The 23,642-nt window shown below is 55.6% G+C and carries 21 protein-coding genes and 1 tRNA gene; 15 read left to right on the top strand and 7 right to left on the bottom strand.

What is annotated here, in order from left to right:
• Position 1: 1 nt before the first annotated feature.
• Genes E3E30_RS02910 through E3E30_RS02930 form a run of 5 tightly spaced genes read left to right on the top strand, consistent with a single transcriptional unit; the run spans position 2 to position 6,228 of the window.
• Positions 2-1,399: an exonuclease SbcCD subunit D gene (locus E3E30_RS02910; protein ID WP_167728391.1), complete on the top strand. Its 1,398-nt coding sequence runs from the start codon at positions 2-4 to the stop codon at positions 1,397-1,399.
• Positions 1,396-4,053: a DNA double-strand break repair ATPase Rad50 gene (rad50, locus tag E3E30_RS02915; RefSeq protein WP_167728392.1), complete on the top strand. Its 2,658-nt coding sequence runs from the start codon at positions 1,396-1,398 to the stop codon at positions 4,051-4,053. Before E3E30_RS02910 ends, rad50 begins: the two co-directional genes overlap by 4 nt.
• Positions 4,040-5,278 carry a DNA double-strand break repair nuclease NurA gene (locus tag E3E30_RS02920; protein WP_167728393.1) on the top strand — a complete coding sequence of 413 codons (1,239 nt, stop codon included), beginning with the start codon at positions 4,040-4,042 and terminating at the stop codon, positions 5,276-5,278. Before rad50 ends, E3E30_RS02920 begins: the two co-directional genes overlap by 14 nt.
• Positions 5,279-5,283: 5 nt before the next feature.
• Positions 5,284-6,006 (top strand): DUF72 domain-containing protein, encoded by a 723-nt coding sequence (locus E3E30_RS02925; RefSeq protein ID WP_167728898.1) that lies wholly within the window; start codon positions 5,284-5,286, stop codon positions 6,004-6,006.
• A 51-nt stretch (positions 6,007-6,057) separates the two neighbouring features.
• Positions 6,058-6,228, top strand: coding sequence for a hypothetical protein (locus E3E30_RS02930; RefSeq protein WP_167728394.1), 171 nt, complete (start codon positions 6,058-6,060; stop codon positions 6,226-6,228).
• Between the two features lie 107 nt (positions 6,229-6,335).
• On the opposite strand, the gene gyaR is transcribed toward E3E30_RS02930, so the two are convergent.
• Both gyaR and E3E30_RS02940 read right to left on the bottom strand, forming a co-directional pair.
• A complete protein-coding gene (gene gyaR, locus E3E30_RS02935; RefSeq protein ID WP_167728899.1) occupies positions 6,336-7,337 on the bottom strand; it encodes a glyoxylate reductase in 1,002 nt (333 codons plus the stop codon).
• A 34-nt stretch (positions 7,338-7,371) separates the two neighbouring features.
• Positions 7,372-8,559: an aromatic amino acid transport family protein gene (locus E3E30_RS02940; protein WP_167728395.1), complete on the bottom strand. Its 1,188-nt coding sequence runs from the start codon at positions 8,557-8,559 to the stop codon at positions 7,372-7,374.
• Between the two features lie 133 nt (positions 8,560-8,692).
• On the opposite strand from E3E30_RS02940, the gene cobB reads away from it, so the two are divergent.
• From cobB to E3E30_RS02975, 7 genes are read left to right on the top strand one after another with little or no spacing between them, the layout of a single operon-like run.
• Positions 8,693-9,445, top strand: coding sequence for an NAD-dependent protein deacetylase (cobB, locus tag E3E30_RS02945; RefSeq protein ID WP_167728396.1), 753 nt, complete (start codon positions 8,693-8,695; stop codon positions 9,443-9,445).
• Positions 9,442-9,843, top strand: coding sequence for a DUF3783 domain-containing protein (locus E3E30_RS02950; RefSeq protein WP_167728397.1), 402 nt, complete (start codon positions 9,442-9,444; stop codon positions 9,841-9,843). The genes cobB and E3E30_RS02950 overlap by 4 nt, the downstream gene beginning before the upstream one ends.
• 31 nt (positions 9,844-9,874) lie before the next feature.
• Positions 9,875-10,585 carry a TIGR02253 family HAD-type hydrolase gene (locus E3E30_RS02955; RefSeq protein WP_167728398.1) on the top strand — a complete coding sequence of 237 codons (711 nt, stop codon included), beginning with the start codon at positions 9,875-9,877 and terminating at the stop codon, positions 10,583-10,585.
• Positions 10,560-11,141, top strand: coding sequence for an ASCH domain-containing protein (locus E3E30_RS02960; RefSeq protein WP_167728399.1), 582 nt, complete (start codon positions 10,560-10,562; stop codon positions 11,139-11,141). Before E3E30_RS02955 ends, E3E30_RS02960 begins: the two co-directional genes overlap by 26 nt.
• Before the next feature lie 34 nt (positions 11,142-11,175).
• Entirely contained in the window at positions 11,176-11,784 is a 609-nt protein-coding gene (locus tag E3E30_RS02965; RefSeq protein WP_167728400.1) for a phosphatase PAP2 family protein, read from the top strand.
• Positions 11,777-12,238, top strand: a complete 462-nt coding sequence (locus E3E30_RS02970; RefSeq protein WP_167728401.1) for a COG2426 family protein — start codon at positions 11,777-11,779, stop codon at positions 12,236-12,238. The genes E3E30_RS02965 and E3E30_RS02970 overlap by 8 nt, the downstream gene beginning before the upstream one ends.
• A gap of 4 nt (positions 12,239-12,242) precedes the next feature.
• A complete protein-coding gene (locus E3E30_RS02975; RefSeq protein ID WP_167728402.1) occupies positions 12,243-13,421 on the top strand; it encodes an MFS transporter in 1,179 nt (392 codons plus the stop codon).
• Between the two features lie 17 nt (positions 13,422-13,438).
• Here the strand turns inward: E3E30_RS02975 and E3E30_RS02980 are convergent, their stop codons facing one another.
• The 5 genes from E3E30_RS02980 to E3E30_RS03000 form a co-directional block, all read right to left on the bottom strand.
• Entirely contained in the window at positions 13,439-14,761 is a 1,323-nt protein-coding gene (locus E3E30_RS02980) for a TldD/PmbA family protein (RefSeq protein ID WP_042689845.1), read from the bottom strand.
• Positions 14,762-14,771: 10 nt separating this feature from the next.
• Positions 14,772-16,190, bottom strand: coding sequence for a TldD/PmbA family protein (locus E3E30_RS02985; RefSeq protein WP_167728900.1), 1,419 nt, complete (start codon positions 16,188-16,190; stop codon positions 14,772-14,774).
• 192 nt (positions 16,191-16,382) lie between these two features.
• A complete protein-coding gene (locus tag E3E30_RS02990) occupies positions 16,383-16,676 on the bottom strand; it encodes a MazG nucleotide pyrophosphohydrolase domain-containing protein (protein ID WP_167728901.1) in 294 nt (97 codons plus the stop codon).
• Between the two features lie 21 nt (positions 16,677-16,697).
• A tRNA-Arg gene (locus tag E3E30_RS02995) sits at positions 16,698-16,774 on the bottom strand.
• A 63-nt stretch (positions 16,775-16,837) separates the two neighbouring features.
• Positions 16,838-19,306 carry an ABC transporter substrate-binding protein gene (locus E3E30_RS03000; protein WP_167728403.1) on the bottom strand — a complete coding sequence of 823 codons (2,469 nt, stop codon included), beginning with the start codon at positions 19,304-19,306 and terminating at the stop codon, positions 16,838-16,840.
• 269 nt (positions 19,307-19,575) lie between these two features.
• Between E3E30_RS03000 and E3E30_RS03005 the strand changes: the two genes are divergently transcribed.
• From E3E30_RS03005 to E3E30_RS03015, 3 genes are all read left to right on the top strand, one after another.
• The gene (locus E3E30_RS03005) at positions 19,576-21,471 is read left to right on the top strand and encodes a phosphoadenosine phosphosulfate reductase family protein (RefSeq protein WP_167728404.1); all 1,896 of its coding nucleotides are present in this window, start codon (positions 19,576-19,578) and stop codon (positions 21,469-21,471) included.
• Positions 21,472-21,607: 136 nt separating this feature from the next.
• Positions 21,608-22,222, top strand: coding sequence for an HVO_0476 family zinc finger protein (locus E3E30_RS03010; protein ID WP_167728902.1), 615 nt, complete (start codon positions 21,608-21,610; stop codon positions 22,220-22,222).
• Positions 22,223-22,409: 187 nt separating this feature from the next.
• The gene (locus tag E3E30_RS03015) at positions 22,410-23,591 is read left to right on the top strand and encodes a V4R domain-containing protein (RefSeq protein ID WP_042689833.1); all 1,182 of its coding nucleotides are present in this window, start codon (positions 22,410-22,412) and stop codon (positions 23,589-23,591) included.
• Positions 23,592-23,642: the final 51 nt, after the last annotated feature.

Here is a 23,642-nt window from a genome sequence, read left to right on the forward strand (position 1 = left end):
GATGAGGTTCGCACACATAGCCGATGCCCATCTCGGCAGGGAGCAGTTCAACCAGCCCTTCCGCTACGAGGACTACGTTAGGGCCTTCCGCGAGGCGGTTGAGAAGGCCGTTAAAGCTAACGTGGACTTCATACTCATCGCCGGAGACCTCTTCCACGTGAGCAGGCCGTCGCCGAAGGCCCTGCGCGATGCCGTCGAGATACTCGAAATCCCGAGGAGAAGGGAAATCCCGGTCTTCGCCATCGAGGGCAACCACGACAAGACGATTCGGGAAGCTTCCGTCTTCGACCTGCTCGAACACCTGGGCCTTCTAAGGACCCTCGGCCTCAGGAGGGAGGAAAAGAGGGACGAGTTCCTGCGGAGCAAGAAAATAGCGGACCGCTACCTCGTCTGGGCCGAGGTTGGAGACCTCAAAATCTATGGCCTGAGACACCACACGCGCTGGCAGCTCATAAGGGGCAACACCAACGTCCTGAAGGCCCTCTTCAAGAAAGGCGATATCTTGATGCTCCATCAGGCCGTTGACTACCTCGCGAAGGACACCCCTTATCAGGACGCCTTTGACCTGAGGCTGAGCGAACTCCCCGAGAATTTCTCCTACTACGCCCTCGGGCACATCCACGTGAGGAAGGTTGCGGAGCCGGAGCAGACCGGGTTGAACGGGCCAATCGTTTATCCCGGTTCACTCGAGAGAACAGACGTGAGGGAGGCGAGCCACGTAATAGTTTACGGCGAGAAGGACAAGAAGCCGAAGGTCAGGGAAAACAACCAGCCAAAGGGCTTCTACATCGTCGAGGACTTCAAGCCGGAGTTCGTTGAGGTCGAAACGAGGCCCTTCTACCGCGTTACGGTTTCGGGAAACTCAAAGGCCGAGCTCAGGCGGAAGGTCGAGGAGGTAGCGGGACTGATTCCGAAAGATGCCGTTGCAATCATCTATCTCGAGGGGACGGTGAAGGGTGGCGTTAGTTTGGCGGAGTTCAACGACCTGCTGAAGGATTCGGGCATAGCCTACTACGCCTTCAGGAGCAGGGTCACGGGCGAGGCGGTAATCTCGAAGGAGCGCGTGGGCGAGGAGATACTGACCGAGTGGGAGAGGGAGCTCTTCTTCCACATGAGGAGCGAACCGAAGGAGTTCCCGCTCGACGAGTTCATGGACTGGCTCCTTGAGAAGTACCGCCTCGGCGTTCCGGCGGAGATGAGTGCAAGGGCCCGCAAACCAGCGGAAGAGCCGAAGAAAGAGGTTGTCGAAAAGAAACCGCCGAAGGAGGAAAAGCACGTGAAAGCAACTCCGAAGATGGAGAAACAGGAAAAGCCAAAACCCGAAAAGAAGACCGGAAAGAAACCGAAGCCGGCAAAGCCGTCGAGCCTCGACGCGTGGCTCAGGGGTGGTAAGTCATGAGGGTCAGGAAAATCGAAATTCGGAACTTCAGGGCCCACAGGAAAAGCGTTGTCGAGTTCAGCGACGGCATAAACCTGATAATCGGCCAGAATGGAGCGGGAAAGAGCTCAATCCTTGAGGCCATCTTCGCCTCGCTTTACCTCGGACACCCGAGCTTCCCGAAGGGTTACCTGAAGGCAAACGCCCGCGTCGGAACCGGGGAGCTTTCCCTGAGCCTGGAGTTCGAGCACAACGGCAAAACCTACCGCATAACCAGAACAACGAAGAAGAGCGAGCTCCTCGAGAACGGAAGGCTCATCGCGGAGAAGAGCTCAGATATAGCGCGCTGGGTCGAGCGGAACGTTTACCCCATGCAGGTCTACACGAACGCGCTCTACATTCGACAGGGCGAGATTGAGGGCATAATCACCAACCGCGAGGTCATGGAGAAGGTTCTGCGCAAGGTCCTCGGCATAGAGGACTACGAGAACGCCGAGAGGAACTCGGGGGAGGTAATCCGCGAGCTGAAGAGGAGGAAGGAGAACCTCAAGAGACTCATCGAGAGGAAAGCTGAAATCGAAGAGAACCTCCGCGATGCCGAGAAGAGGTTCGCCGAGACGCTGAGGAAGATTAGTGAGCTGAGGAAGAGGGAGAGGGAGCTTTTGGCCGAGGTTGAGAAGCTTTCCAAGCTCTATCAAGAGATGAAGGAGAGGAAAGAGCTGATAGCCGGCCTCGAGAAGAGGATAGCTCTCCTCGAAAAATCGCTGGCGAGCGAGGAGAAACTTTTGAGGGAGAGGGAGAAGAGGATTGAGGAGCTGAAGCTCGAGCTCGAGGAGCTGGAGGAGAGGAAGGCGAGACTCGAGGAGCTGAGGCCCCTCGCAGAGGAGTACACCGAGCTCGGTAAACTGCTGAAGCTGAAGGACGAGCTCTCGAAGGTCGAGGTCCGGCTTTCCTCACTGAGGGAAAAGCTCCGCTCCCTCGAAAGGGAAACCACAAAGCGTGCTGAGCTGGAGAAAAAGCTTGAGGAGCTGAAGAAGAAAGAGGCCGAGACGAGGAGGGAATACGAGAGGCTCAAGGAGAGGCACAGGCTCTACCAGCGCACCCTGTCAATCCTCGGCGAGGTCGAGAAGCACAGGAAGGAACTCGAGAGAGCCGGCTACACTGTCGAGAAGCTTGAAAAGGAACTCAAAGAAATCGAGAAAGCCAAGGAGGAGCTTGAAAAACTGAGCGAAGAGATTTCAAAGGTCAGGGAGAAGATAGCCTCGCTGAAGGGGAAAAAGGCGGAGCTTAGGGCCAACATGGAGAGGCTGGAAGGGGCCAAAATCTGCCCCCTCTGCAGAAGGCCCATAGAGGAGCACGAGGAAGGCGAAATTCTGGCCGAATATAGAACGGAAATATCGAGGATTGAGAAAGAAATCAAAACCCTTGAGGGGGAACTTGAAAGGCTGAGAAAGCGCGAGGTTGAGCTTAAGAAGCTCCTCGCGAGAGAGCCAAAGCTAATCCGCCTCAAGAAGACGGCTGATTTGCTCAGGGAGGCGGAGGAAAAGCTTGAGGAGCTCGGTGTTGAGGAGCTTGAAAAGGACTCCCACCTCTTCGAGGAAACGAAAGAGAAGCTCATCGGCCTCAAGAAGGAAATTCGGAGCGTGAGGGAGAGGCTTGATGAGCTCGAGGGCCTTGAGAAGGAAACGGAAGAAGTAAAGAAGGAACTCCAGGCCCTCAAAGAGAGGAAGGTAGACATTCTAAAGAGGCTCTCCGAGAGGGGATTTGATTCTTTTGAGGAGGTCGAGGAAAGGATTGGGGAGCTCGAGAAGCCCTACCGGGAGTTCCTCTCGCTGAAGGACGTCCCGAGAAGGATTGAGGCCCTCGAGAAGAAGCTTGACATCGAGCGGAGGAAGGAGCAGGAGTCGAGGGAGAACATGAAGCGCCTGAAGGCCGAGCTTGAAAAAGTGAGAGAAGAGCTGGAGAAAGCCAGAAAGGACTTCTTGGAGGAGGAATTTGAGAGGGCCGAGAAGGAATACCTTGAGAAATCGAGAGCCCTCGAGAGGGCGAGGGCCGAGCTTGAGGGGGCGGAAAACCTGAGGGACGAGATAGCTCGCCTGATAGACGAGCTGAAGGCAAACCTCGGGGAGATTGAAAGGGCCGAGAGGGAGCTCGAGCTCATCGAGAAGGCCCTCGCGGATATAACGGCCTTTAGGGAGAAGATAGCCCGGCTGAAGGCGGAGGAGGAGCTGAGGGGTCTTGAAGAGGTGCAGAAGCTGGCCGGAGAGCTGTTCTCGGAGATGACCGAGGGCAAGTATCAGGGGATAAGGCTGAGGCGCGAGAAGAAGTACGGAAAGGAGAGGATTGAGCTCAAAGTCCTCTACGCGGGCAACGAGGTGGGAATAGACTTCCTCAGCGGTGGGGAGAGGATAGCGCTCGGTCTGGCCTTTCGCCTTGCCCTCTCGCTCTACAAGGTGGGCAACCTTGAGCTCCTCATACTGGACGAGCCGACACCGTTTCTCGACGAGGAGAGGAGGAAGAAGCTCGTGGAGATTATATCGAGCCAGCTGAGGAAGATACCGCAGGTAATCATCGTTTCGCACGACGAGGAGCTAAAGGACGCGGCCGACTACGTGATAAGGGTTACCAACGCCGGTGAAGCGAGGGTGGAGGTGGAGAGCCTTGGAGCGTATTGACGACCGACACCTCGAGGAAATCAGACACTTCCTCCGGGAGAGCAGGAAAGAGCTTGGAAAGCTCGTTCCCCTCGTGAGGAAGCACTACCGCTGGGAGAGCCTGCCCGAGCCGAAGAAAGCTAAGGTTTACGCCGTTGACGGCAGCAGAATGGCCAGGAGGCTCAGCGGGGCGATAATCTACGCCGTTTCAGCTTCGGCTGTCGGCGACGACCTCTACTACTGGAACGACATCGGGGCGCTCTTCCCCTACAGCAACGCCGATGATAGAATAAGGGTCCACATGGACACCTTAGAGAAGAGAATGGGCGCCCTCGTTGGGGAAATGTCCGACCTCGTGCTCATGGACGGCACGATAAGCGGGGCCCTCATAAGACCGCCGAGCTACGCGAACTCGACCACGAACCAGCTCTACGAGAGGCACGGGAGGACGCTCTTGGAGGCCTCGCTGGACTTCCTAGATGCCCTGAACCTCAAGTGGAGGGAGTGGAGGCGGGAGCTCAAAAAGGGCGTCATCTCGGGTCCCTCCCTGCTCGCCCGCGGGAGGGAAGGGAAGTCAATCTTCAAGATACTGGAGGAAAAGGGCTCAAGGAGCATTCGCGGGAAAATATGGTGGGTTGTGGATGCCGAAAACCTGATAGTCCTCTTCGAATACCTTGAGTACCTCCACGCCCTCGACAGGCTTTTGGGAAACGAGATAGCCTCGATAGCCAAGACCTTCTACCGCTCCGACGTCATAGGGACGGTAGCCGAGAGGGAGAATCTGAAGAAGGTCCCGATAATGGTGGACACGCCTGTCGTGGCCTCGCTGACAGATAAGAGCGGTTACCTGCGCTTCTCGTCGAAGGTCGGCAAGAAAGAAGCCCTCGCTCAACTAATCCTCGACCTCATGGAGCACGGCTTTTTCGAGAACCTTCGCGAGATTCTCGTCCTCGACGGAAGGAAGATAGAGGGCGCGAGAATTAACCCGGCCTACGTCCGCTTCGCCGATGGCGGGCTGATTTACCTCCTCGAGGTTCCGGAGAGGCAGGACTTCGAGGAGACGCTGGCAAAAATTCTCTCGGTGGCAGAAGATGAGTACGTGATTCCGCTCGAGTACGCGCACCACTCGGTCGTAATCAAGAAGAGGGAGTTCGACGCCTACGTTGATGCAATCCTGAGCGCGATAGTTGGCGAGGACGAGGCTTACCTGAACTTCCTGCGCTACGGAAGGGAACCGCTGGAGTGATGGAGATGATTAGGGTCGGAACGTGCGGCTTCTGCGAGGGGAGAGCGAAGTATTTCCGGGACTTCAACGCCGTCGAGGTCCAGCAGACCTTTTACAGAATCCTTGGGGAGAAAACCCTCGAGCGCTGGAGAAAGGAAGCTCCGAAAGGTTTTACCTTCGCGATGAAAGCCTTTCAGGGCGTAACGCACCCTCCAAACAGCCCGACGTGGCGGAGGAGCAACGTGAAGCCAAGTAAAAACGTCGGCCTTCTCAGGCCAACGAGCGACGTCATTCACTTCTGGCGCCTGACGCTGAAGGAGGCCGAGCTTCTCGGCGCGCGCTTCATTCTCATTCAGTTGCCGAAGAGCTTCAGGGAGAGCGAGGAGAGCTTCACCAACGCGGAAAGGTTCTTCGAGATGATTGACAGGGGAAACTTCGAGATAGCAGTTGAGCTGAGGGGCTGGAGCGAGAAGGGCGTGAAAAGATTCGTTAGGGCCTTCGACGTCATAGACGTGACTGACCCGCTCGTGAGGATTCCGCTCCACAACGGCGAGACGAACTACTACCGCCTTCACGGGCGCTACGAGAACGGGAGGATAATTTACCGGCACTCCTACAGCGACGAGGAACTGCAAAAAGTTCGAGAGCGCGTCCTCGGCTGGAACAGGGACGAGAGCTTCGTTTTCTTCAACAACACCGACATGTGCCGGGACGCGAAGCGGTTCAAGGCGATTATAGAAGAAGGGTGAAACTTCGATAGGAATTTATACAACTCCATTGAATTCCCATTAGGTGGGAGCATGGAGGAGATAACGATAAAGGTTCCGGCGGGAGTTAACATTGAACGGCTCAAAAAATTCCTTGAAGCTGACGCAGAGTTCCTCGCGAGGGCAATGAAAAAGAAAGTCCGCCCCGGAATGCTTGGAAGGGCAAGCGCCGAGGAGCTTGAGGAGTACGCCGGGGAAGTTTAGTATCTCGGCAATGCTTTTCTAAGCCTTGGGCTCAGGCACGGGTCCAGCTCATCACCGTCAGCCGAGGGTGTCGTCATCATCGCCCAAAAAGGAAGGGGTTCAGGGGTTCAGCCGAACCCCGGCTTCCTGACCTTCACCACTTCTCTGTTCACGAGCGTCGGCGGAATCTGGCCGTTCTTGAAGGCTATCAGATTCCTCGCCACGAGCTCGGCCATTCCCTCCCTCGCCCCAAAGGTCGCGCTACCGATGTGGGGCGCCAAGACCACGTTCCTCAGGCTGAAGAGCTCTTCGTTGTAGTACGGCTCCTCCTCGTAGACGTCGAGACCGGCCCCGGCAATCCAGCCCTCTTTTAGGGCCTTGATGAGCGCTTCCGTGTCAACGACCTTTCCGCGCGCTATGTTCACGAGAATTGCCGTTTCCTTCATGAGTTTGAGCTCCCGCTCGCCTATCATGTGGTAGGTCTCCCTCGTTAGAGGAACCGCCAGAACCACGAAGTCGCTCTCGCTCAGGAGCTCATCAAGGGCTTTGAACTCCGCGTTGAGTTCCTTCTCCGCTTCTGGCTTTCTCCTCCTCGAGTAGTAGAGGATTCTCATGCCGAAGCCCTTGGCCCTTCTCGCTACCGCCTGACCTATTCTGCCGAAACCGACGATTCCTATTGTTTTGCCGTAAACGTCGTAGCCCAAAAACCAGCGCGGGTGCCAGGCAATACCGCGCTTCTTCCACTCGCCGGAGCGCGTGAAGTTATCGGCCTCGATTAGCCTCCTCGCCGTCGCTAAGAGAAGCGTCCACGCGAAGTCCGCCGTCGCGTCGGTGAGGACATCTGGGGTGTTCGTTACGTAGATTCCTCTCCGCGTCGCCTCTTCAACGTCTATGTTGTCGTAGCCGACCGCGTAGTTCGCGACGATTCTGAGCTTCGGGGCGTTGTCGAAGACCTCTTTATCAATCCTCTCGCTGAGCATTGTGACGAGTGCATCAGCGTCGCGAACCTTCTCGAGGAGAACCTCTCGGGGAATTTCCCTCTCCTCCTGCCAGACCTCGACCTCAAAGTGCTTCTTCAGCATCTCGATGCCGTTCTCGGGAATCGCGCGCGTGATGAAGACCTTCGGCATGACCACCACCGGATAAAGAAAAGAGGGGACGCTTTTAGCGTTTTCTCAGCTTGTCAACGAGCCAGATGAGTATCGGCAGGACTATGAAGGCCATCATGTCTCCAGTATCGCCGGCGAAGGCCAAGACGTCAGCGAAGTTCTTGACGCCGGCGAAGTACACGATTGCAGGTGGAATGACCGTTAGGCCCCACGCTATCGGCCTCTTGAGCCTGACGAACTCCTCGTTGTTGCTCTGCTGTGCAAGGGCAATTCCGATGTAGCTCGTGGTTATTGCCAGGAGGGGAATGAGGTTACCGATGATTTTTCCGATGTGTCCGTAGAGGAGCTCAAGGCCCTGTGTGGCTATCTGGGGGGTGTTCCTGCCGAAGGCAAGGAGGAAGGCGACCATGAATATCGCGTAGATGGCCGTGGGAATGATGAAGGCCCAGACGAGGACCTTCTTGGTCTCCTCGTAGCTTCCGAGGCCCTTGTAGACGTCCGGAATCACCGTGTGGCAACCGAGGGCGAAGATTGCCACACCGGTTATGCTGAGGATTCCCGAGAGGTCGGTGTAGAGGCCGTTGCTCAGCTTTGCGTGGGGAACGAGCATAAGGGTGACCGCTATGAAGAGGGCAAGCATTACGTAGCTCATCGCCAGCTCGGTCTTTCCGCTCGCCTCAAGACCGCGGTAAACGACTATCGAGGCGAGAACCCAGAATATGAACGCTCCGGCCGTTTCGCTTATCCCGAAGAGGCTCGCGAAGACGCTTCCCATTCCCGCTATGTAGGCGAGGATTGCTCCGAAGCTCATGATGAAGATGCTGACGTACATCAGCCAGCCGCCGGCCTTTCCGAGGACGCGCTGGGCTATGGTGCTCATCTGCGCCCCGCCCATTCCGGCTGAGAACTTGAGGACGATGAAGCCTGTCCAGAGCATCAGGAACATCACGCCGATGAGCACTGCTAGGGCAGGTATGAGGCCGACCTTGCTCGCCGCGTAAGGCAGTCCCAGCACTCCCGCACCTATCTGCGTCCCCACGAGGATGGCCAGCGCTTCCCCTTTGGTTATGCGCTTCTTCTCAACGCGAATCGTGCTTATCCTAAGGCCCCTAACGCACTTCCTCTTCCTGAGATTCTGAATCAGGATGAGCTTTTTCCTCCTCTGCGCCGCTATACGGGCCGAGTAATAACGACCGTGTGAGGTGGTAACCTTTCTTCTCTCAACTCCTTCCGAAACGGGCATTCTCTCACCCCCGCTCAATGTCCCGATGAACACAATTTAAACCCTCGCTCGGAAGGTTGAAGGAGGTTTCTAATATCCTTCGACCGCCCGGTGGGTTGGATAGAATTTTTAAGTTTCCGGTCGAGATACCACCATGCTGAGCCATGCCGCTAAAATCCTGGCAAGGTCGCGCTTTGCGATAGCCTTTACCGGCGCGGGAATCAGTGCGGAGAGCGGTGTCCCAACGTTCAGGGGCTTCAACGGCCTGTGGAAGCGCTACCGACCGGAAGAGCTTGCAACACCCGAGGCTTTCAAGCGGGACCCCCACCTCGTCTGGGAGTTCTACCGGTGGAGGATGCGCAAGATTCTGGATGCGAAGCCGAACCCAGCCCACTATGCTCTGGCGGAGCTTGAACGGATGGGGCTTCTAAGGGCGGTGATAACCCAGAACGTTGACGATTTGCATAGAGAAGCTGGAACCAGAAACCTCATAGAACTCCACGGAAACATCTTCCGGGTTCGCTGTACTTCCTGCGATTACAGGGAGAACCTGAAGGAAAGCGGTCGGGTTTATGAGTTCGTGGACTCAAAGGACCTCCCGAGGTGCCCCCGTTGCGGTTCCCTCCTCAGGCCCGACGTGGTCTGGTTCGGAGAGGCCCTGCCGAGGGATGCTCTGGAAGAGGCCTTTCGGCTGGCGGAGAAGGCAGATACGGTCATCGTCGTCGGGACGAGCGGAGTTGTTTATCCCGCCGCATACATCCCCTACATCGTTAAGGAGCACGGCGGTAGGGTCATAGAGGTAAACGTTGAGAGGAGCGGAATAACGCCGATTGCGGACGTTTTCCTGCGCGGGAAGGCGGGCGAAGTGCTTCCAAAGCTCGTTGAGCTCGTGAGGGGGTTGAAATGAAGTTGCTCCTGATAGGTTTTACCGAAGATGAAATCGAGAGGATTGCAGAGCTCGGTTACCCGGTTCTGCCGGTTCCCGAGCACTTCAGAAAGCTCACCCTGGCGGAGATACTGGAGAGGACAACGGAGGGCGGGAACCTTGACTGGGCCGGTGAAAGGTTCGTCATAATGCACGGCCTCGACAACGAGGGCATCAAGAGGGTTATAAATGAGGTCAGGAAGCTGGCCGAGGGAAGGGTAATCTTTGCGACGACGACCGAGACGAACCTCAAGTGGACACTGGAGGAGCTCCTTGAGGAGCTGAGACAGGAGGATGAGTACTTCAGGGCCATGAGAGAGGCGAAAAAACAGGCCAAAGGGAAGAGAGGCCTCTTTCTCGACATCGGCAACGTTAAATAGTCCGCCGAGAATAAACCTAAGGGGTCGGGGTATGATTAGGGCCGTCCTGTTTGACCTTGACGACACCATAGTTGATACGACCAAACTCGCCGAGATGGCGCGTCGAAACGCGATAGAGAACATGATACGCCACGGTCTTCCCGTTGACTTCGAGACGGCTTACAACGAGCTCCTTGAGCTAATAAACGAGTACGGTAGCAACTTCAACAGGCATTTTGACTACCTCCTCAGGCGCCTTGAACTTCCCAACAACCCCAAGTGGGTTGCTTCAGGCGTTATAGCCTACCACAACACGAAGTTCGCCTATCTGAAGAGCGTCCGGGGCGCGAGGAAGGTTCTCCTCGAGCTCAAGAAGGACGGCTACATCCTCGCGATAATCACCGACGGAGACCCGATAAAGCAGTGGGAGAAGATACTCCGCCTCGAGCTGGACGAGTTCTTCGACGACGTCTTCATCTCCGATTACCTCGGCGTCAAGAAGCCCCATCCGAAGATTTTTAAGCGGGCCCTCAAGAAGCTCGGTGTTAAACCGGAAGAGGCCATAATGGTCGGCGACAGGCTCTACTCCGACATCTACGGGGCCAAGCAAGTGGGAATGAGAACCGTCTGGTTCAGGTATGGAAAATACCGCGACCGGGAGCTCGACTACCTCGACTACGCCGACTTCACGATTGAGAGCCTTGAAGAGGTTCCAAAGATTGTGAGGGGACTCAACAATGAGGAAAAAGAGCGTTCAGATTAGGAAGTTCATGCTGATTGATTCCGCCTACAAGTCGAGAATCCTGAGGGGAGACAAGGTCACGACGATACGCTACGGTAGCTACGAGGCGAAGCCGGGAAGCGAGGTTTATCTCGTGGTAACGCCGAGCGACACTGCCATAGCGAAGGTCAGAATCACGAAGGTCGAGCGGAAGAAGGTTAGAGAGCTCACCAACGAAGATGCCAAACTCGACGGCTTCTCGGACGTTAAGGAACTCCTCCGCGAGCTGAACAAAATCTATGGAGACCTCTACGGGGACGACGAGGTCACGGTGATAGGCTTCGAGGTCGTCAAGACCTTCAAGGACGGAATCCCCCTCAAGTGGCTCAAGGGGCTCAACTACCGCGAGCCTGAGGAGATAGCGCGCCTCTACCTCGAAAACCAGGAAAAGTTAAACTTCAACCGCGAAACGGACTTCATAATGCGCCGTATCTACAACGAGGGCCTCGGAAAGGCCGTCAGAACCTTCGGACCGAAGAGGGTTCAGCAGGCCCTTCTCAAGGTTTACCACGGCCTCTACAACGAGGGGCTGATTTAGAAAAGCTTTTTAGGAGGGCGTCTTTTCCTCAACCATGCTCAAATTAAAGGGAAAGTTCCTGCTGAACACGGCGCTGCTGGCGCTCGTTCTTATTCTCCAGCTCGCGGGGCTAATGAAAGGCATCAACACCAAAGTTGATTCTCTCCTTCCATCCCCAAGTCCAAGTTTGCTGAGCGTCCTAACGGCATTAGGGGGTGACGTCTTTCTAATCGCCTTTTCTCTCCTCGCAGTACTCCTCGACATCAGGAACTCCGGAAAGCTATCGCGAGAGACGCTCGTTTTCCTCGTCTCGGCAGTCATCGGCCTTGTCATAGTCGGGGTTCTCAAGGTCGCAATCAACGAGCCGAGACCCCGCAACCACGGGGGCTTCTCCTTTCCATCGGGCCACACTTACAGAGGAGCAATAATCGCGGTCTACGCCTCGAACCGCTGGAAGCGGGCAACTCCCCTGGCGGTTCTCCTCGCGGTCGGCGTTGCGATTACGCGGCTGCTCCTCCACGTCCACTGGTTCGGCGACGTCCTCTTCAGCCTGCTCCTCGCTCCCTGGGTCTATAGTATCGTCAAGGCCACCCAGGACTCGTGGCTTCCGCTCTACAGGCGGGTAATCTCAAGGCTCGGGCTGGGGGTGTTCGACGTTGAGTAGCTTCCTCGAGGTCTTCTTGCTCTCCCTCGTGCCGACCTTTGAGGGGCGCTACGCGATAGTTTACGGCATCGGTAGAGATTATCCCCTCTGGGAAACCCTCTTGAGTGCTTCCCTCGGCGTTCTGCTCCTCTCGCTCCTCCTGCCGGCACTGCTCCCCTACATAGACCGAATCATGCTCTGGCTCGAAAAAACGCCCCTCAGAAAGGTGGCTCACTTCTACATCTACTACGTTGAGAGGGTTAGGAAAAAGGCGCACCCCTACGTGGAGAAGTGGGGCTTCATCGGCCTCACAATCTTCGTTGCCATACCACTGCCGGGAACCGGGATATGGACCGGGGCTTTGGCCGCTTACCTCCTCGGAATCGAGAAAAAGCAGACGGTTCCTGCCTTAATCCTCGGCGGGCTTTTGAGCATGGCGGTAACTGTTTTGCCGGCACTGGGGCTGTTCGGGTGAGAGAATGTGGCTCAAGCGCTTTAAGCTCCTTTTCGCCCTCACTTATGCGGGATTCCTCGGAAACATGGCGGTAATCTACTACCTCTCCCGGGGGCTGAGCTACGGTGAGATAGGCCTGGCCACAGCCCTGGGTGGGCTGGGCTTCTTCCTCTTCGAGGTTCCCACCGGTGTTGTCGGCGACAAGGTGAGCCGAAAGGCGGGCGTTCTCGTCGGGCTTTCGATAATACCTCTTGCGACGCTTCTACTGCTCTTCCTCAGGAATTTCTGGGTTCTCCTCGCCTCGGAGCTCCTCGGAACCCTTGGGGCGTCCTTCGTGAGCGGGAGCTTTCAGGCGTGGTTGTTTGACAACCTCAAGGCCGAGGGCCTGGAAGGCCAGTTCAAAGAAATCTGGAGGTCTGCCCAGAAAATTTCACTTATCGTGAGCTCCACAACAACAATCCTTGGAGGTTTCATTGCTCAGTTTTTGGGCTTTAAAGTTGCGATACTTCTCACAGCCCTCCTTCAGGTCCTGGCGATTCCAGTTGCCTTCAGCATACCCGAGATGGGGTTCTCACGGCCGGAGACATCTTACACGCTCCACGTTCTCGGCGCGTGGCGCGAGCTAAAGAAACCTGAAATAGCGTGGCTTATCGCTTACCTCCTCTCCGTCACCCTCGCCCTCAGCCAGTTCAGGAAGTTCTTCGAGCCCTACCTTGGAAACGTCCTGGCCCTCTACCTCGGCACGACGATTATGGGAACCCTCGGAATCCTTGGGGTCGTTGAGGTGCTCGTGAAGGTCCTTCCGAGATACCTCGGCGTGGCGCTCAGGGGAAGGGTTGGCAGAGCCCTGCACGAGTCTGCGCCCGTTGGAGTGCCCCTTGCAACGGTTATCTCCGTTCTGTATCCAAACCCCTTCCTCATAGTGCTCCTTGGAATAACCGCGACGCTCCTCGCCTCCGCCTTCACCTTCAACTTCTCGGTGGAGTTCCAGAGAAGGGTTTCAAGCGAGAAGAGGGCAACGGTCATATCTCTCAGGAACATGGTTCTGGCCCTCGCAACATCACTCTTTTACACCGCCTACGGCTTTGCAACGGACTTTCTCGGACTTTCGAGGGCGAGATTATTGTTTGCACTGTTTTTCCTCTCCACTGGGGCTTTCTTTAAGCTCCTTCAGGGAAAAATTGAGCATCTGAGGTATAGCTAGAAAAAGGATAAAGAGAATCACTTCGTCGCCCTCGTTATTCCAACGTCCTTGACGAGAACGTAGGGCGTAATGACAGGCCTCGAAACCTCCCACCAGTGCACCTGGAACGGCTCGTTGCCTATGGCAACTACGTTGCTCAGAATCCTCTGAAGGTTGTCGCTGACGCGGATGTTCCTTATCGGCTTGAACTCGCCGTTCTCGACCAGGAAGATTCCGTCGCGCGGTATCGTCGAGAAATCGCCGGTCACGTAGTTCTGGAATCTGGTGTACCAGACGTTGGTGATGTAGATGCCCCGCTTAACCTCGCTGAACAGCTCGGCCTTGGAGTAGTCGCCCGGTTCGAGGACGAGGTTCCAGGGCCTCGGCATTATCAAGCCGGCGTTGGCGGTTGTCTCCGTTCCGTACTTCTTGGCGAGGCTCGTGTTGAGGAGGAACGTCTTGAATGTCCCGTTCTCTATGACGGTGGTCTCCCTCGTCGGAACGCCCTCGTCGTCGAACTTCCTGCTTCCATAGCCGTTGGGCAGGTTGCCTATATCCTTGAGCGTTACCAGCTCGCTCGCGACCTTCTGGCCCAGCTTTCCGGCCAGGAACGAGAAGCCCGCCTCGGCCGCGTAGGCTGAGAGCATGAAGCCCATGTAGCTGAGCAGGTTCGCGAAGGCGAGCGGGTCGAAGATGACGTCGAACCTCCCCTCCGGCCCCTGAACCGGGTCTTTCGCCATGTGGGCAATCTCACCGGCCTTCCTTCCGGCAAGCTCGGGGTCGAACTTCTTCAAAACCCTCGCGGAGCAGGTTCCATGTCCGCTCTCAAGGTCGCCCACGAAGGCCCTAACGCTTATCTCTATTCCGGTTCCCTCGTCAAAGGCCTCCACCCCGTTGCTCGTGGTCAGGTAAAGCCTGTTGTGGTCGGTGTAGAGAACCCCTGCCACGCGCTTCGCTCCCTCGCTCAGGGCGGTGTTTATGGCAATCTCGACGTAGTCGTTCGGCTCGTCGAGCTCAACTATCGCCTTATCGAAGGTCTCGGGGATGTCTTTATACTGGAACGGCCCCTCGGCGATGCCGTAGTAGTCCTCCTTGGGCGAGAGGTTCTCGATGTTCTTCTTGAGGGTCTTCAAAACCCGCTCGACGTTCTCCTCGCTCAGCTCCGTTATAGTGGTGCTCGCTATCCTCTTATCTTTCTCGACAAACAGCTCAACCTTCCTCTCGTGCCAGTGTTTGGCAACGGTAATCTCGTTGTTGGCAAAGCGCACCTGCCTCCTGTTCGTTTCGTAGCTCAGAACGACGACGTCGCCGAAGCCAAGCTCTTCAGCTTTTTTGAGTATGAACTCGTTAAGCTCGAACATCGCCACCACCTCACGGCCTCCTCAGCGGTATGTCGCGAAGCCTCGCGTGCGCTCCACCCATCCAGACGGGGACGCCCTGTCCCGGCTCGCCCTTGCCACAGGTTCCGGGGTAGAACTCAACGTCTTTGCCTACGGCGTCAACACTGCTCCAAAGGGCTCTCGTGGTTATCTCAAGGATTGGCCTCCTGACCGGGTGCTTTATCTCGCCGTTCTCGATGAGGTAGGCTTCCCTGCCGATGTACCTCTGCTGGTAGCGTCTGTCGTCGATGTTCCACTCGTTGAAGGACACCATGTAGACGCCGAGCTTTATGTCCTCAATCAGCTCCTCGAAGGAGTGGTCACCGGGCGCGAGGTAGGTGTTGGCCATCCTCACTATCGGCTCGCGGTTGTAGTTTATCGCCCTCGCGGCCGCGTTCGAGCGCTGGCCGAGCTTTGCCGCGTACTCCCTGTTGGTTAGGAACTCGGTTATGATTCCGTTCCTAATCAGATACCTCGGGCGAGCCTTCACGCCCTCGTCGTCGTAGAGGTAGAAACCCCAGCTGTTCGGAATCGTCGGGTCGTCTATGACGGTGACTACTTCGCTCCCGATTCTCTCGCCGAGCATGTCGGGCTTGACGAAGCTCTCACCTGCCTGAGCGGCCTCCCTGCCGAAAATCCTGTCGGACTCGTAGGGATGCCCAACACTCTCGTGAACCGCTATACCAGCAACTTCTGGGCTTATGACGAGGTCAACCCTTCCCTCGGGCGGTTTCTTGCCCTCGGTTATGAGCCTTTTCAGGGCTTTGACGTCCTTCACCGCCCAGTTCCAAGGCTCGTCCCTCTCGATTAGCTCGAAACCGCCGGAAAAGGCTCTCTCCACGAACGGAGCCTGCTCCATCTGGCCGTTCTCGAAGACGACGAGGTTGTAAACCACAGAAACGCGCGGGATTTTGCTCTTCACGTAGGCGCCTTCGCTGTTGACGAAGACCTTCTTCCAGAGCTGGTCGGAGTACATTAAATAGCGCATCGGCACGTTGACGCCTGTGGCCTTAACCTCCTCCTCGATTTTCCTGAGGATTTCGAGCTTCTCTTCAGGGGAAATGTCCCTGAAGTCTTTCTTCATCTTGACCTTGTAGGAAACGCGGTGGAAGTCCTCCTCGCTGAACTCAATCGGCTCGTTTCTAACCTGGGAAGCCGCTTTCGCCAGCTTGACGGCCCTCTTAACGGCCTCGGCAACGCTTTCCCTTGTCAGAACGTTCGTGCTCGCGAATCCCATTCCGCCGTCGGCGAGAACCCTTATCCCGATTCCCCTGTCGGCCTCAATGTCCATTCCCTCGGGAGAACCGTTCTTCATGGCCAGGTGAGTCCCGCTCTTCTCCTCGTAGCGGGCCTCGGCGTAGGAAGCGCCAAGCTCAAGGGCCTTTTCGACCGCGAACTCCAAAAGCTCCATGCACATCACCTCGGATTACTGCATAGAATAGTTCACGGAGGAGTATAAAAGTCTTTTCGTTCAGATGGCGGTCGAAAAGGGAGGAAGATTCAAGCACCCATGACGATAGGAGCATGGGGGTGGAAATGAGCAAGAGACCCTTGAAAACTGGATTCTTTGGGAAGAAGCTAGGAAAGAGCTGGGACTGGAGTGTCAGAACTTCTCCTCGCATTCACACGGCTTCTTCCCGCAGTAGGGGCAGACGCCTGGGTACTTCTTCTTAGCCGCTTCCTCCAAATCAACGCCGAGTAGATTGGCTAAGCTCGCGAGCCACGCCAAAACGTCGGCAAATTCTTCCTCCATAGCCTCGCGGTCGTTTTTCCTTATCGCCTCGCTCAGCTCCCCAACTTCCTCGACGAACCAGAGAAAGGTTTTCTCCACTCCCCTCTTTGAATCCTTGTGGAAGTAAATCTCCCGAATCATATTCTGGAATTCCCTGAGCTCCATGGTCACCACCGAAAAGAGTTCTGGCGGGCCCGGCGGGATTCGAACCCGCGACCTCCGGCTTAGAAGGCCGGCGCCCTATCCTGCTAGGCTACGGGCCCTCGCTCCTAAGGTGCCGGGGCAGTTTTATAAAAGTTGCGGTGGGAATGAGAAGAAAAGAAAGCTCAGCGCCTCCTCCTGAGGAGGAGCGGGGCTATGGCGAGTCCGACTATCGCGGCCGGTCCGCAGATTCCGCCCTTCTCCTTAGCGGTTGAGGTTGGAGTGCTGGTCTGCTCCCCTGGGGTCTCCGATTCACCGGTTGAAGTCTGCTTTTCTTCAGATGCTGGCTTGACTGACCTGGCTGAGACAAAGCTACCAACACCGCTTATTGGGTCGGGCATCTCGACGGTTATCCTGCTGTTGGTGAGGAAGAACCTCCAGGTCTCTACTGTGTAGATTCTGGGGGCGTTGTAGAGGTGGAGTGCGTAGGCGAGCTTGTAGAGGTCCCAGAACTGGTCGAGGCTCTCAATGCTGACGGTTTTACCGCCCTTCGTCCAGCTGTTCTGGAATAGGAGCATGTCAAAGTCGTAGCCGGTCCAGTCGAGGAGCGGCTTGAGCTTATCCGGAGTGTTGTAGTAGGTCAGTCCAAGGGAAGTTATGAACTTACCGACGTCGCCGTTTGAGACGACATCAACGACCTGACGCAGGGTGTACGGGTTCTTGCTTCCTGCTCCAAAGTTCGGGGCAACGTAGTAGTCGAGGAACCAGAAGTCGGTGGCAGTGCTGGTCACCGGGTGAATTCCCCTAACAACCCATCCCTCGGTGTAGATGTTCCACTGGAGGGTGGCTGGGTCACTGCTGTAAACTGCTTTGTTGGCCTGGGTTCTCTGCCACTGGAGGAGGTCAACCTTGAAGCCGGCCTTCTGAAGTATCTGAGCAATGTACTTACCCTCATCAAGCCTCTTGTCCTCAACACGGGCGATAATCTTGACTGTGACAGGCTTTCCATCAAAGTACCAGACGCCATCCTTCTTCTCAAGCTTGTGGCCCTCAACCTTGAGCTTCTCCGCGGCGGCGTTCATCGCACGGTCTATGAGTTCAATTGCATAGTTCTCGTCACCCTGCGGGGTTATGCTCATGGCCTTGGCGACGGTTGAAATTCTGGCGTAGGCATCTATCTGTCCGCTGACTTCGGGGCCATAAAGGGGTGCTCCGCTTCCCTGGAGTATCTGGCTGACGATGTACTGCCTGTTGATGAGCCAGTTAAGGGCGAACCTGACCTCACGAAGTGCAAACGGGTTGAACTGCACTCCGCTGGGGGTATCCACGAGCCCAGTGCTCTGGTTGCCCGCGAAGTTGACGTTAAGGCTCCACCAGACGGCGATGCTCTTGATTGGGTTAAGGCTCTTGCCGTACTGCTCAAGAATGTTCTGGAACTCGTTGTAGGTCACCGCGTACCAGTAGAGGTCGTACTCGCCCTTAGCAACTGCAAGGACGGCGGTCTGAGCGCTGAGGGTTCCGTAGATGTCAATTTCCTTCCAGTACGGGTCCCACGGAAGCTTCTTTCCATCAACCTCTCCCGGATAGCCAATCCTCTTGTTGTTGGCGAGCTTAAGAACGAGCGTCATTGCCTTGGGGTCGTACTTCTCAACGTAGTACGGACCGTCGCTGATGAGTGCGTTGTTGTACTTGTCAACCCAGCTGATAACGCTCTCGTAGCCCTCCTTGGCGAGGTCGGTGGTTATTCCTGCCTTAGCAGCGTCAACGCCCCACATCTGAAGGTATGCATCTATGCCGCTCTTCTCGCCGAGCCATAGAGGTATCGGATTCTCCAGAAGGGCCTGGGCTTCGGCTTTGAAGTACTTCATCTGGTCGGGGTCAATCATGTCAATCTGGAATCCGTTCTGGGGCTGCTCGCTCCAGGAGAATGCCTTACCGTTAACGCCGTGGGCAACCATCTCACTCATAACGTTGTAAAGCTCCCACGGAAGGGCCGGCTTGACGTAGTAATTTCCAACGGCAGTTCCCCATTTGCTGTAGGGGACAACGTAGTCCTGATAGATAGTGTACTCGATGTAGTCATCGGTGACTTCGTCAATTTTGAGACCAAGAACCTTCGAGAGAACGCTCTGAAGTGCGTTTGCCCAGTCTTCACTGTAGTACTTGTCGTCCTTATCGTCCTGATATGCCCACTCCCAGTCCATTGCGTAGGCGAATAAGTAGTCGGCGAGCGTTATCTTCTGGCCGTCAACCCAGGTTCCAAGGCCGCACTTCCAAGTAACGGCACTCTTGGCTATTTTTCCGGTGTTGGGTGAAACCCATTTCTTCTGGGTTCCGTTCCAAACTACGGCACCGCTTGGAACCTGAACGTTGTACTTAACGTCAACGAGCTGGCACCTGTAGCTGTGATACTGAACGTCCGAACCGGTAACAACGGCAGGGTCGTTGAGGAAGTACCAGACCCTGCTCGTGTACGTGTCAGTCATTCCGCTCGGGGACGGGTTGAAGACGCCCATGAAGAGACTGCCCTGGGCGGCGAGCTGTACTATTCTGAGCTTATCTCCCTGAACACTCTGTGCCCCAACGGGATTTGACACCGCAAGTGCGCTCGCGAGAACCAACAACACGAGCGCTACCCCAATGCTCCTTTTCATGTGCTCACCTCCATGCCTGCTATTCCTCGTAATTATGGACCTTCTTAAATCTTGCTGTCACATTTTTAGTCTTAAAATGTCCCTAATAGACACAATTTGGCGTTAATGTCTTGGCAGTTAAAGCGTGGGATTAATAAGTCTTTGAATGCTCCTTCATTGAAAGTGTAGACTTTATTTTCCCACCACAGTCCGTAGTTTTACAAAGATGTAAAACTTAGGACGCCACCGGGTTTATAAACCCCCTCACCCTCTCAGGCTCAGGTGAGAGCATGGGGAGACCGGTTTTCCTTGGAAAGGCGTACATAAACTGGTGCGAGAAATGCAACGTCCCGCTCATAGGCGATAGCTGTGCCGTTCACGGAAAGGAAAGCACCTTCAGGCTGAACATAACCCCTCCAGGCGATTTGAGGTTCGCCTTTGAGAAGGACCTGGAGTTCATAAAGTCGGTCTTCGCGGAGCACTTTGGCGTTGACATCGGTGAAGTCCTTGACGGAAAGGTCGTCCTCCTCAACAAGCTCCCGAGCGAGGACGAGGCCTATGAAATCATTGTGGACGGCTACGTCTTTGGTTACGTCAAGTTCGACCCGATTGAGCTCCGCTGGAGGGCAGGCCTGAAGGTTGAAGGCGCCATAGCGCTCTGGAAGCGCTTTGGAAAGAAGATGAAGAAGTGGGTTATAGTCGATAAAGGCGCCGTCGAGCCGATAAAGAACGGTGCGAACCTCCTGGCTGTCGGCGTCCTTGAAGCAGACCCGAGCATAAGGGTGAACGACGACGTAATTCTCGTCTCAGAGGACGGCAAGGTCTTCGCGACGGGAATAGCGAAGAAGGACTACGAGGCCCTAATACAGGGCGAGCGCGGAACGGGGGTCAAGCCCAAGAGGCAGAAAAGCGTCAACTACCGCGAGGGCAGGAAGGCGACGATGGAGGACGTTCTAAGGGCGAACGCGATAGCGCTCGAGGAGAAGGTCATGAAAAGCCGGGAGTTCATGCGGAGAGTTGCCAGCAAATACTCAGACCTACCGGTGGCCGTTGCCTTCTCCGGCGGAAAGGACAGTTTAGCGGTTCTCGGGCTGGCCCTGGAGGAGTTTGGTGGGGACTTCACCGTCTTCTTCAACAACACCGGAATCGAGTTCCCCGAAACTGTGGAGTACGTGGAGAAGCTGAGGAAAGAGCTTGAGCCGAAGGGTATAAAGTTCGTCGTTGCGGACGCTGGAGACGCCTTCTGGAGGGCACTCTACGTTTTCTCACCGCCCGGTCGCGACTACCGCTGGTGCTGTAAGGTCACGAAGCTCGGCCCGATAACTCTGGCGATAAAGGAGAACTATCCGAAAGGAGTGCTCATGTTCGTCGGTCAGAGGAAATACGAGAGCATAAAGCGCTTTAAGCAGCCGCGCGTGTGGAGGAACGAGTGGGTGCCAAACGAGATAGGTGCGTCGCCGATATTCCACTGGCGCGCGATTGAGGTGTGGCTCTACATCTTCAGTAGGAAACTGCCCTACAACCCGCTCTACGAGAGGGGCTTCGACAGGATAGGCTGTTTCCTCTGCCCGAGCGCTTCGCTGGCAGAATTCGAGAGGCTCAAGAAGGAAAAGCCCGAGCTCTGGGAGAAGTGGAGGAATGCCCTGGAGCACTGGAGGAAGCGCCTCGGCCTTCCAGAGGAGTGGATTACCTACGGCTTCTGGCGCTGGAAGAAGCTTAGCAAGGGCGAAAAGGCCATAGCGAGGAAGCTTGGCGTTGATATTCCCGAGGAGCGCTCGTGGGAGCCGGTTAAGGTTAAAATTGAGGAGACAGGCGAGGGTTACGAGCTGGAATTCAACACGGTTCTCAACAAGAAGCGCCTCCTCCAGGTCGCGCCGATACTTGGCGAGGTGAGCGTTGAGGGGGACGTCGTAAGGGCTGGAAACGTCGAGTTCTTCACGGGGACGAGGAAAGCTAAGGCGCCGGACGAGGGGGAAGCGATTAGCGCCTACCACCTCGTCAAGAGGGCCTACGAGTGCGTTGGCTGTGGCGTCTGCGTCGGCAAGTGCCCGGAGGAAGCTTTGAGCATAGACCCGAGGAGTAAAAAGATAGTGGTAACCTACGAGCTCTGCACGCACTGCAGGGAGTGCATGGAGGTCTGCCCGCTGTTGAAGATTAAGAACCCCGAGGAAGGGAGCCAGCTCTGAGCTGGCCTGTTCTCGCTTCTCTTTTGGGTTTTTGGCAAACTTGACTTTACAATTTTTGCAGAATTTGGTAAAGTTGGGTTGACCATTTAAAGAACCTTTATAAGTCCCCCGCCACTCTTCCCCTCTGGTGAGAGACATGGAGGAGTACTTCATCTGTCCCGAGTGCGGTAGCGATGACGTTGAGGTCATCAAGGAGCGCGGAAGGGAGCTTACCCTTCGCTGTAACGAATGTGGCAACGTATGGCACGTGACGCTTCCAAAGCTCGTTAAGGTTCCGCTCATCGTCAGCAAGCACGAGAGGAGCTTCAAGAGCGAGGCAGAGCTTCCGGAGGGCGAGGAGATTAGGGTCGGCGACATCGTCGAGACCGAGGAAGACGAGGTAAGGATTACCGGAATCGAGCTTGAAGGTGGAAAGAGGGTGAACCGGGCGAAGGTCGGCGAGATAGTGACTCTCTGGGGCGAGAGCCTGACGTATCCAAAGGTCATCAAGGTGTCCATCTACATGCCGAAGGGACTCACGCAGTCCTTCCGCGTCAAGGTGCCGAGGGATGAGGAGTTCGCGGTCGGAGAGGTCGTGGAGGTTGGGGGCTACACCTTCAGGATTGAGAAGATTAAGACAGAGAGGAAGATGCTCCACCACGGAAAGGCCAAAGCCGATAGAATAGTCGCCCTCATGGGACACCACATTCCCCGCGCGAGGGCGAGGAGGAGTCTTGAGATTTACAGGGGCTACGATAGGGAGAACAGTTAACCGCGTGATGCCGTGATGAGTTTTCTTTATTTTCTGACCCCAGGGATGATGAGCTTGGCCGCTACTGATATCGTCCCGTCTGCTTCCTCTTTGGGTTTATTCTGAACCTTTATGCACCTTTTCTAATGCGCATCGTACTACACGCAAAGGTTATAAGAAGGCCTGCAGAGGCTCCAGAGGTGATAAAATGCTATCACTGGGAGTGAGACAGCTTGACGACATCCTGGGGGGTGGTGTTGAGGAGGGCTCAAGCGTTGCCTTCGTAGGCTCAATAGAGTACGATAACGTCATCCTAATGCATCAGGCGGTCCTTGAGGCCCTCAAAGCCGGCAAGCGGGTTCTAGTGGTCGACTTCAGACAGCCGCCGTCCACGCTTCTCAAGGAGCTTAGAAATCACGGTATAGACTACGAGCCGTTTCTCGACGACTCTCTGACGATACTGGACGGCTACTCGAACCTCTACGGCCAGGGTATTCAGGGCGGGCGGAACGTCCTTCCAAACCCGCTGGATTTGGGCATAACGACGGCAATCATAAGGGAGGCCCTTCAGGGGGACGAGTACGATATTCTGGTCATAGACGATGTTACCTCCCAGTACACCCTTCAGTCCAGTCCGAAGATTTACATAAAAGCCGTTGTGAGGCTCGTTAATTCTGTCAAGTCCCTCGGAAAGACGACTTTTGTCGCGGTCTGTTCTGATGTGTTCGAAAAATCAGACCTAGCCGCAATATTAATCCCCTTTGACTACGTTGTTGAGGTTTCCAAGGGAGTAGTGGAAGTCAAGCGCTCCCTCCAGCCCCTTCGTGTCGTTGAGCCAAAGTTCGCCTACATGAGAACCCGGAATGGTATTAGTCCAATGAAAGAGCACTACCAGAGCCTTGAGGGGTTGAAGGCTCAGCTCAGGGCTGGTGAGAACGGAACTATCTGGCTGAAGGATTTAAGGGTTCAAATACTGGAGGAAGTGACCGAGAGGAGCCTTATAGAAACTGTTTACGACTTCCTCGGACCCGAAAAGGGGAAAGAACTCCTCTACACTTGGGGCAAGAAGCAGTTTATTGGTTATGGCGAGTACTCGAAGAGGCATAACACTAGCATAGAAGAAGCCCTTGAGGATATTTTCAAGTTCACGATTGCCAGTGGGGGCGGAAAACTTGAGCTCGTTGAGCTCTCGGATTCAGTGATAATAATTAGGGGCACAAACCTGTTCCCGAGCGGAAAAGGTTATCCTTATCCGTTCCACCCCAACTACGCCGGCTCGCTTGCCCAGTTCCTCACAGAATTCACGGGAGAGCGCTGGGAGGGAGAAGAGACCAAGTGCGAGGCGATGGGGGCAGAACACTGCGAGTTCGTTTTGAGGAAGGTGAGATAGCGAAACCCTTTTAAATTCTCGCCCAAACTCCCCTCGCAAAACTGGATGAAC

The organism is Thermococcus sp. 9N3, from assembly GCF_012027685.1.
Taxonomy (GTDB): domain Archaea; phylum Methanobacteriota_B; class Thermococci; order Thermococcales; family Thermococcaceae; genus Thermococcus; species Thermococcus nautili.

Coding starts and splice junctions, on each gene's coding strand:
- E3E30_RS02910 (WP_167728391.1), top strand. CDS start 2: ATGAGGTTCGCACACATAGCCGATGCCCATCTCGGCAGGGAGCAGTTC.
- E3E30_RS03015 (WP_042689833.1), top strand. CDS start 22,410: ATGCTATCACTGGGAGTGAGACAGCTTGACGACATCCTGGGGGGTGGT.
- gyaR (WP_167728899.1), bottom strand. CDS start 7,337: ATGCCGAAGGTCTTCATCACGCGCGCGATTCCCGAGAACGGCATCGAG.
- E3E30_RS02925 (WP_167728898.1), top strand. CDS start 5,284: ATGATTAGGGTCGGAACGTGCGGCTTCTGCGAGGGGAGAGCGAAGTAT.
- E3E30_RS03005 (WP_167728404.1), top strand. CDS start 19,576: ATGGGGAGACCGGTTTTCCTTGGAAAGGCGTACATAAACTGGTGCGAG.
- E3E30_RS02985 (WP_167728900.1), bottom strand. CDS start 16,190: ATGGAGCTTTTGGAGTTCGCGGTCGAAAAGGCCCTTGAGCTTGGCGCT.
- E3E30_RS03000 (WP_167728403.1), bottom strand. CDS start 19,306: ATGAAAAGGAGCATTGGGGTAGCGCTCGTGTTGTTGGTTCTCGCGAGC.
- E3E30_RS02975 (WP_167728402.1), top strand. CDS start 12,243: ATGTGGCTCAAGCGCTTTAAGCTCCTTTTCGCCCTCACTTATGCGGGA.
- E3E30_RS02950 (WP_167728397.1), top strand. CDS start 9,442: ATGAAGTTGCTCCTGATAGGTTTTACCGAAGATGAAATCGAGAGGATT.
- E3E30_RS02980 (WP_042689845.1), bottom strand. CDS start 14,761: ATGTTCGAGCTTAACGAGTTCATACTCAAAAAAGCTGAAGAGCTTGGC.
- rad50 (WP_167728392.1), top strand. CDS start 1,396: ATGAGGGTCAGGAAAATCGAAATTCGGAACTTCAGGGCCCACAGGAAA.
- E3E30_RS02960 (WP_167728399.1), top strand. CDS start 10,560: ATGAGGAAAAAGAGCGTTCAGATTAGGAAGTTCATGCTGATTGATTCC.
- E3E30_RS02930 (WP_167728394.1), top strand. CDS start 6,058: ATGGAGGAGATAACGATAAAGGTTCCGGCGGGAGTTAACATTGAACGG.
- E3E30_RS03010 (WP_167728902.1), top strand. CDS start 21,608: ATGGAGGAGTACTTCATCTGTCCCGAGTGCGGTAGCGATGACGTTGAG.
- E3E30_RS02965 (WP_167728400.1), top strand. CDS start 11,176: ATGCTCAAATTAAAGGGAAAGTTCCTGCTGAACACGGCGCTGCTGGCG.
- E3E30_RS02940 (WP_167728395.1), bottom strand. CDS start 8,559: ATGCCCGTTTCGGAAGGAGTTGAGAGAAGAAAGGTTACCACCTCACAC.
- E3E30_RS02955 (WP_167728398.1), top strand. CDS start 9,875: ATGATTAGGGCCGTCCTGTTTGACCTTGACGACACCATAGTTGATACG.
- E3E30_RS02990 (WP_167728901.1), bottom strand. CDS start 16,676: ATGGAGCTCAGGGAATTCCAGAATATGATTCGGGAGATTTACTTCCAC.
- cobB (WP_167728396.1), top strand. CDS start 8,693: ATGCTGAGCCATGCCGCTAAAATCCTGGCAAGGTCGCGCTTTGCGATA.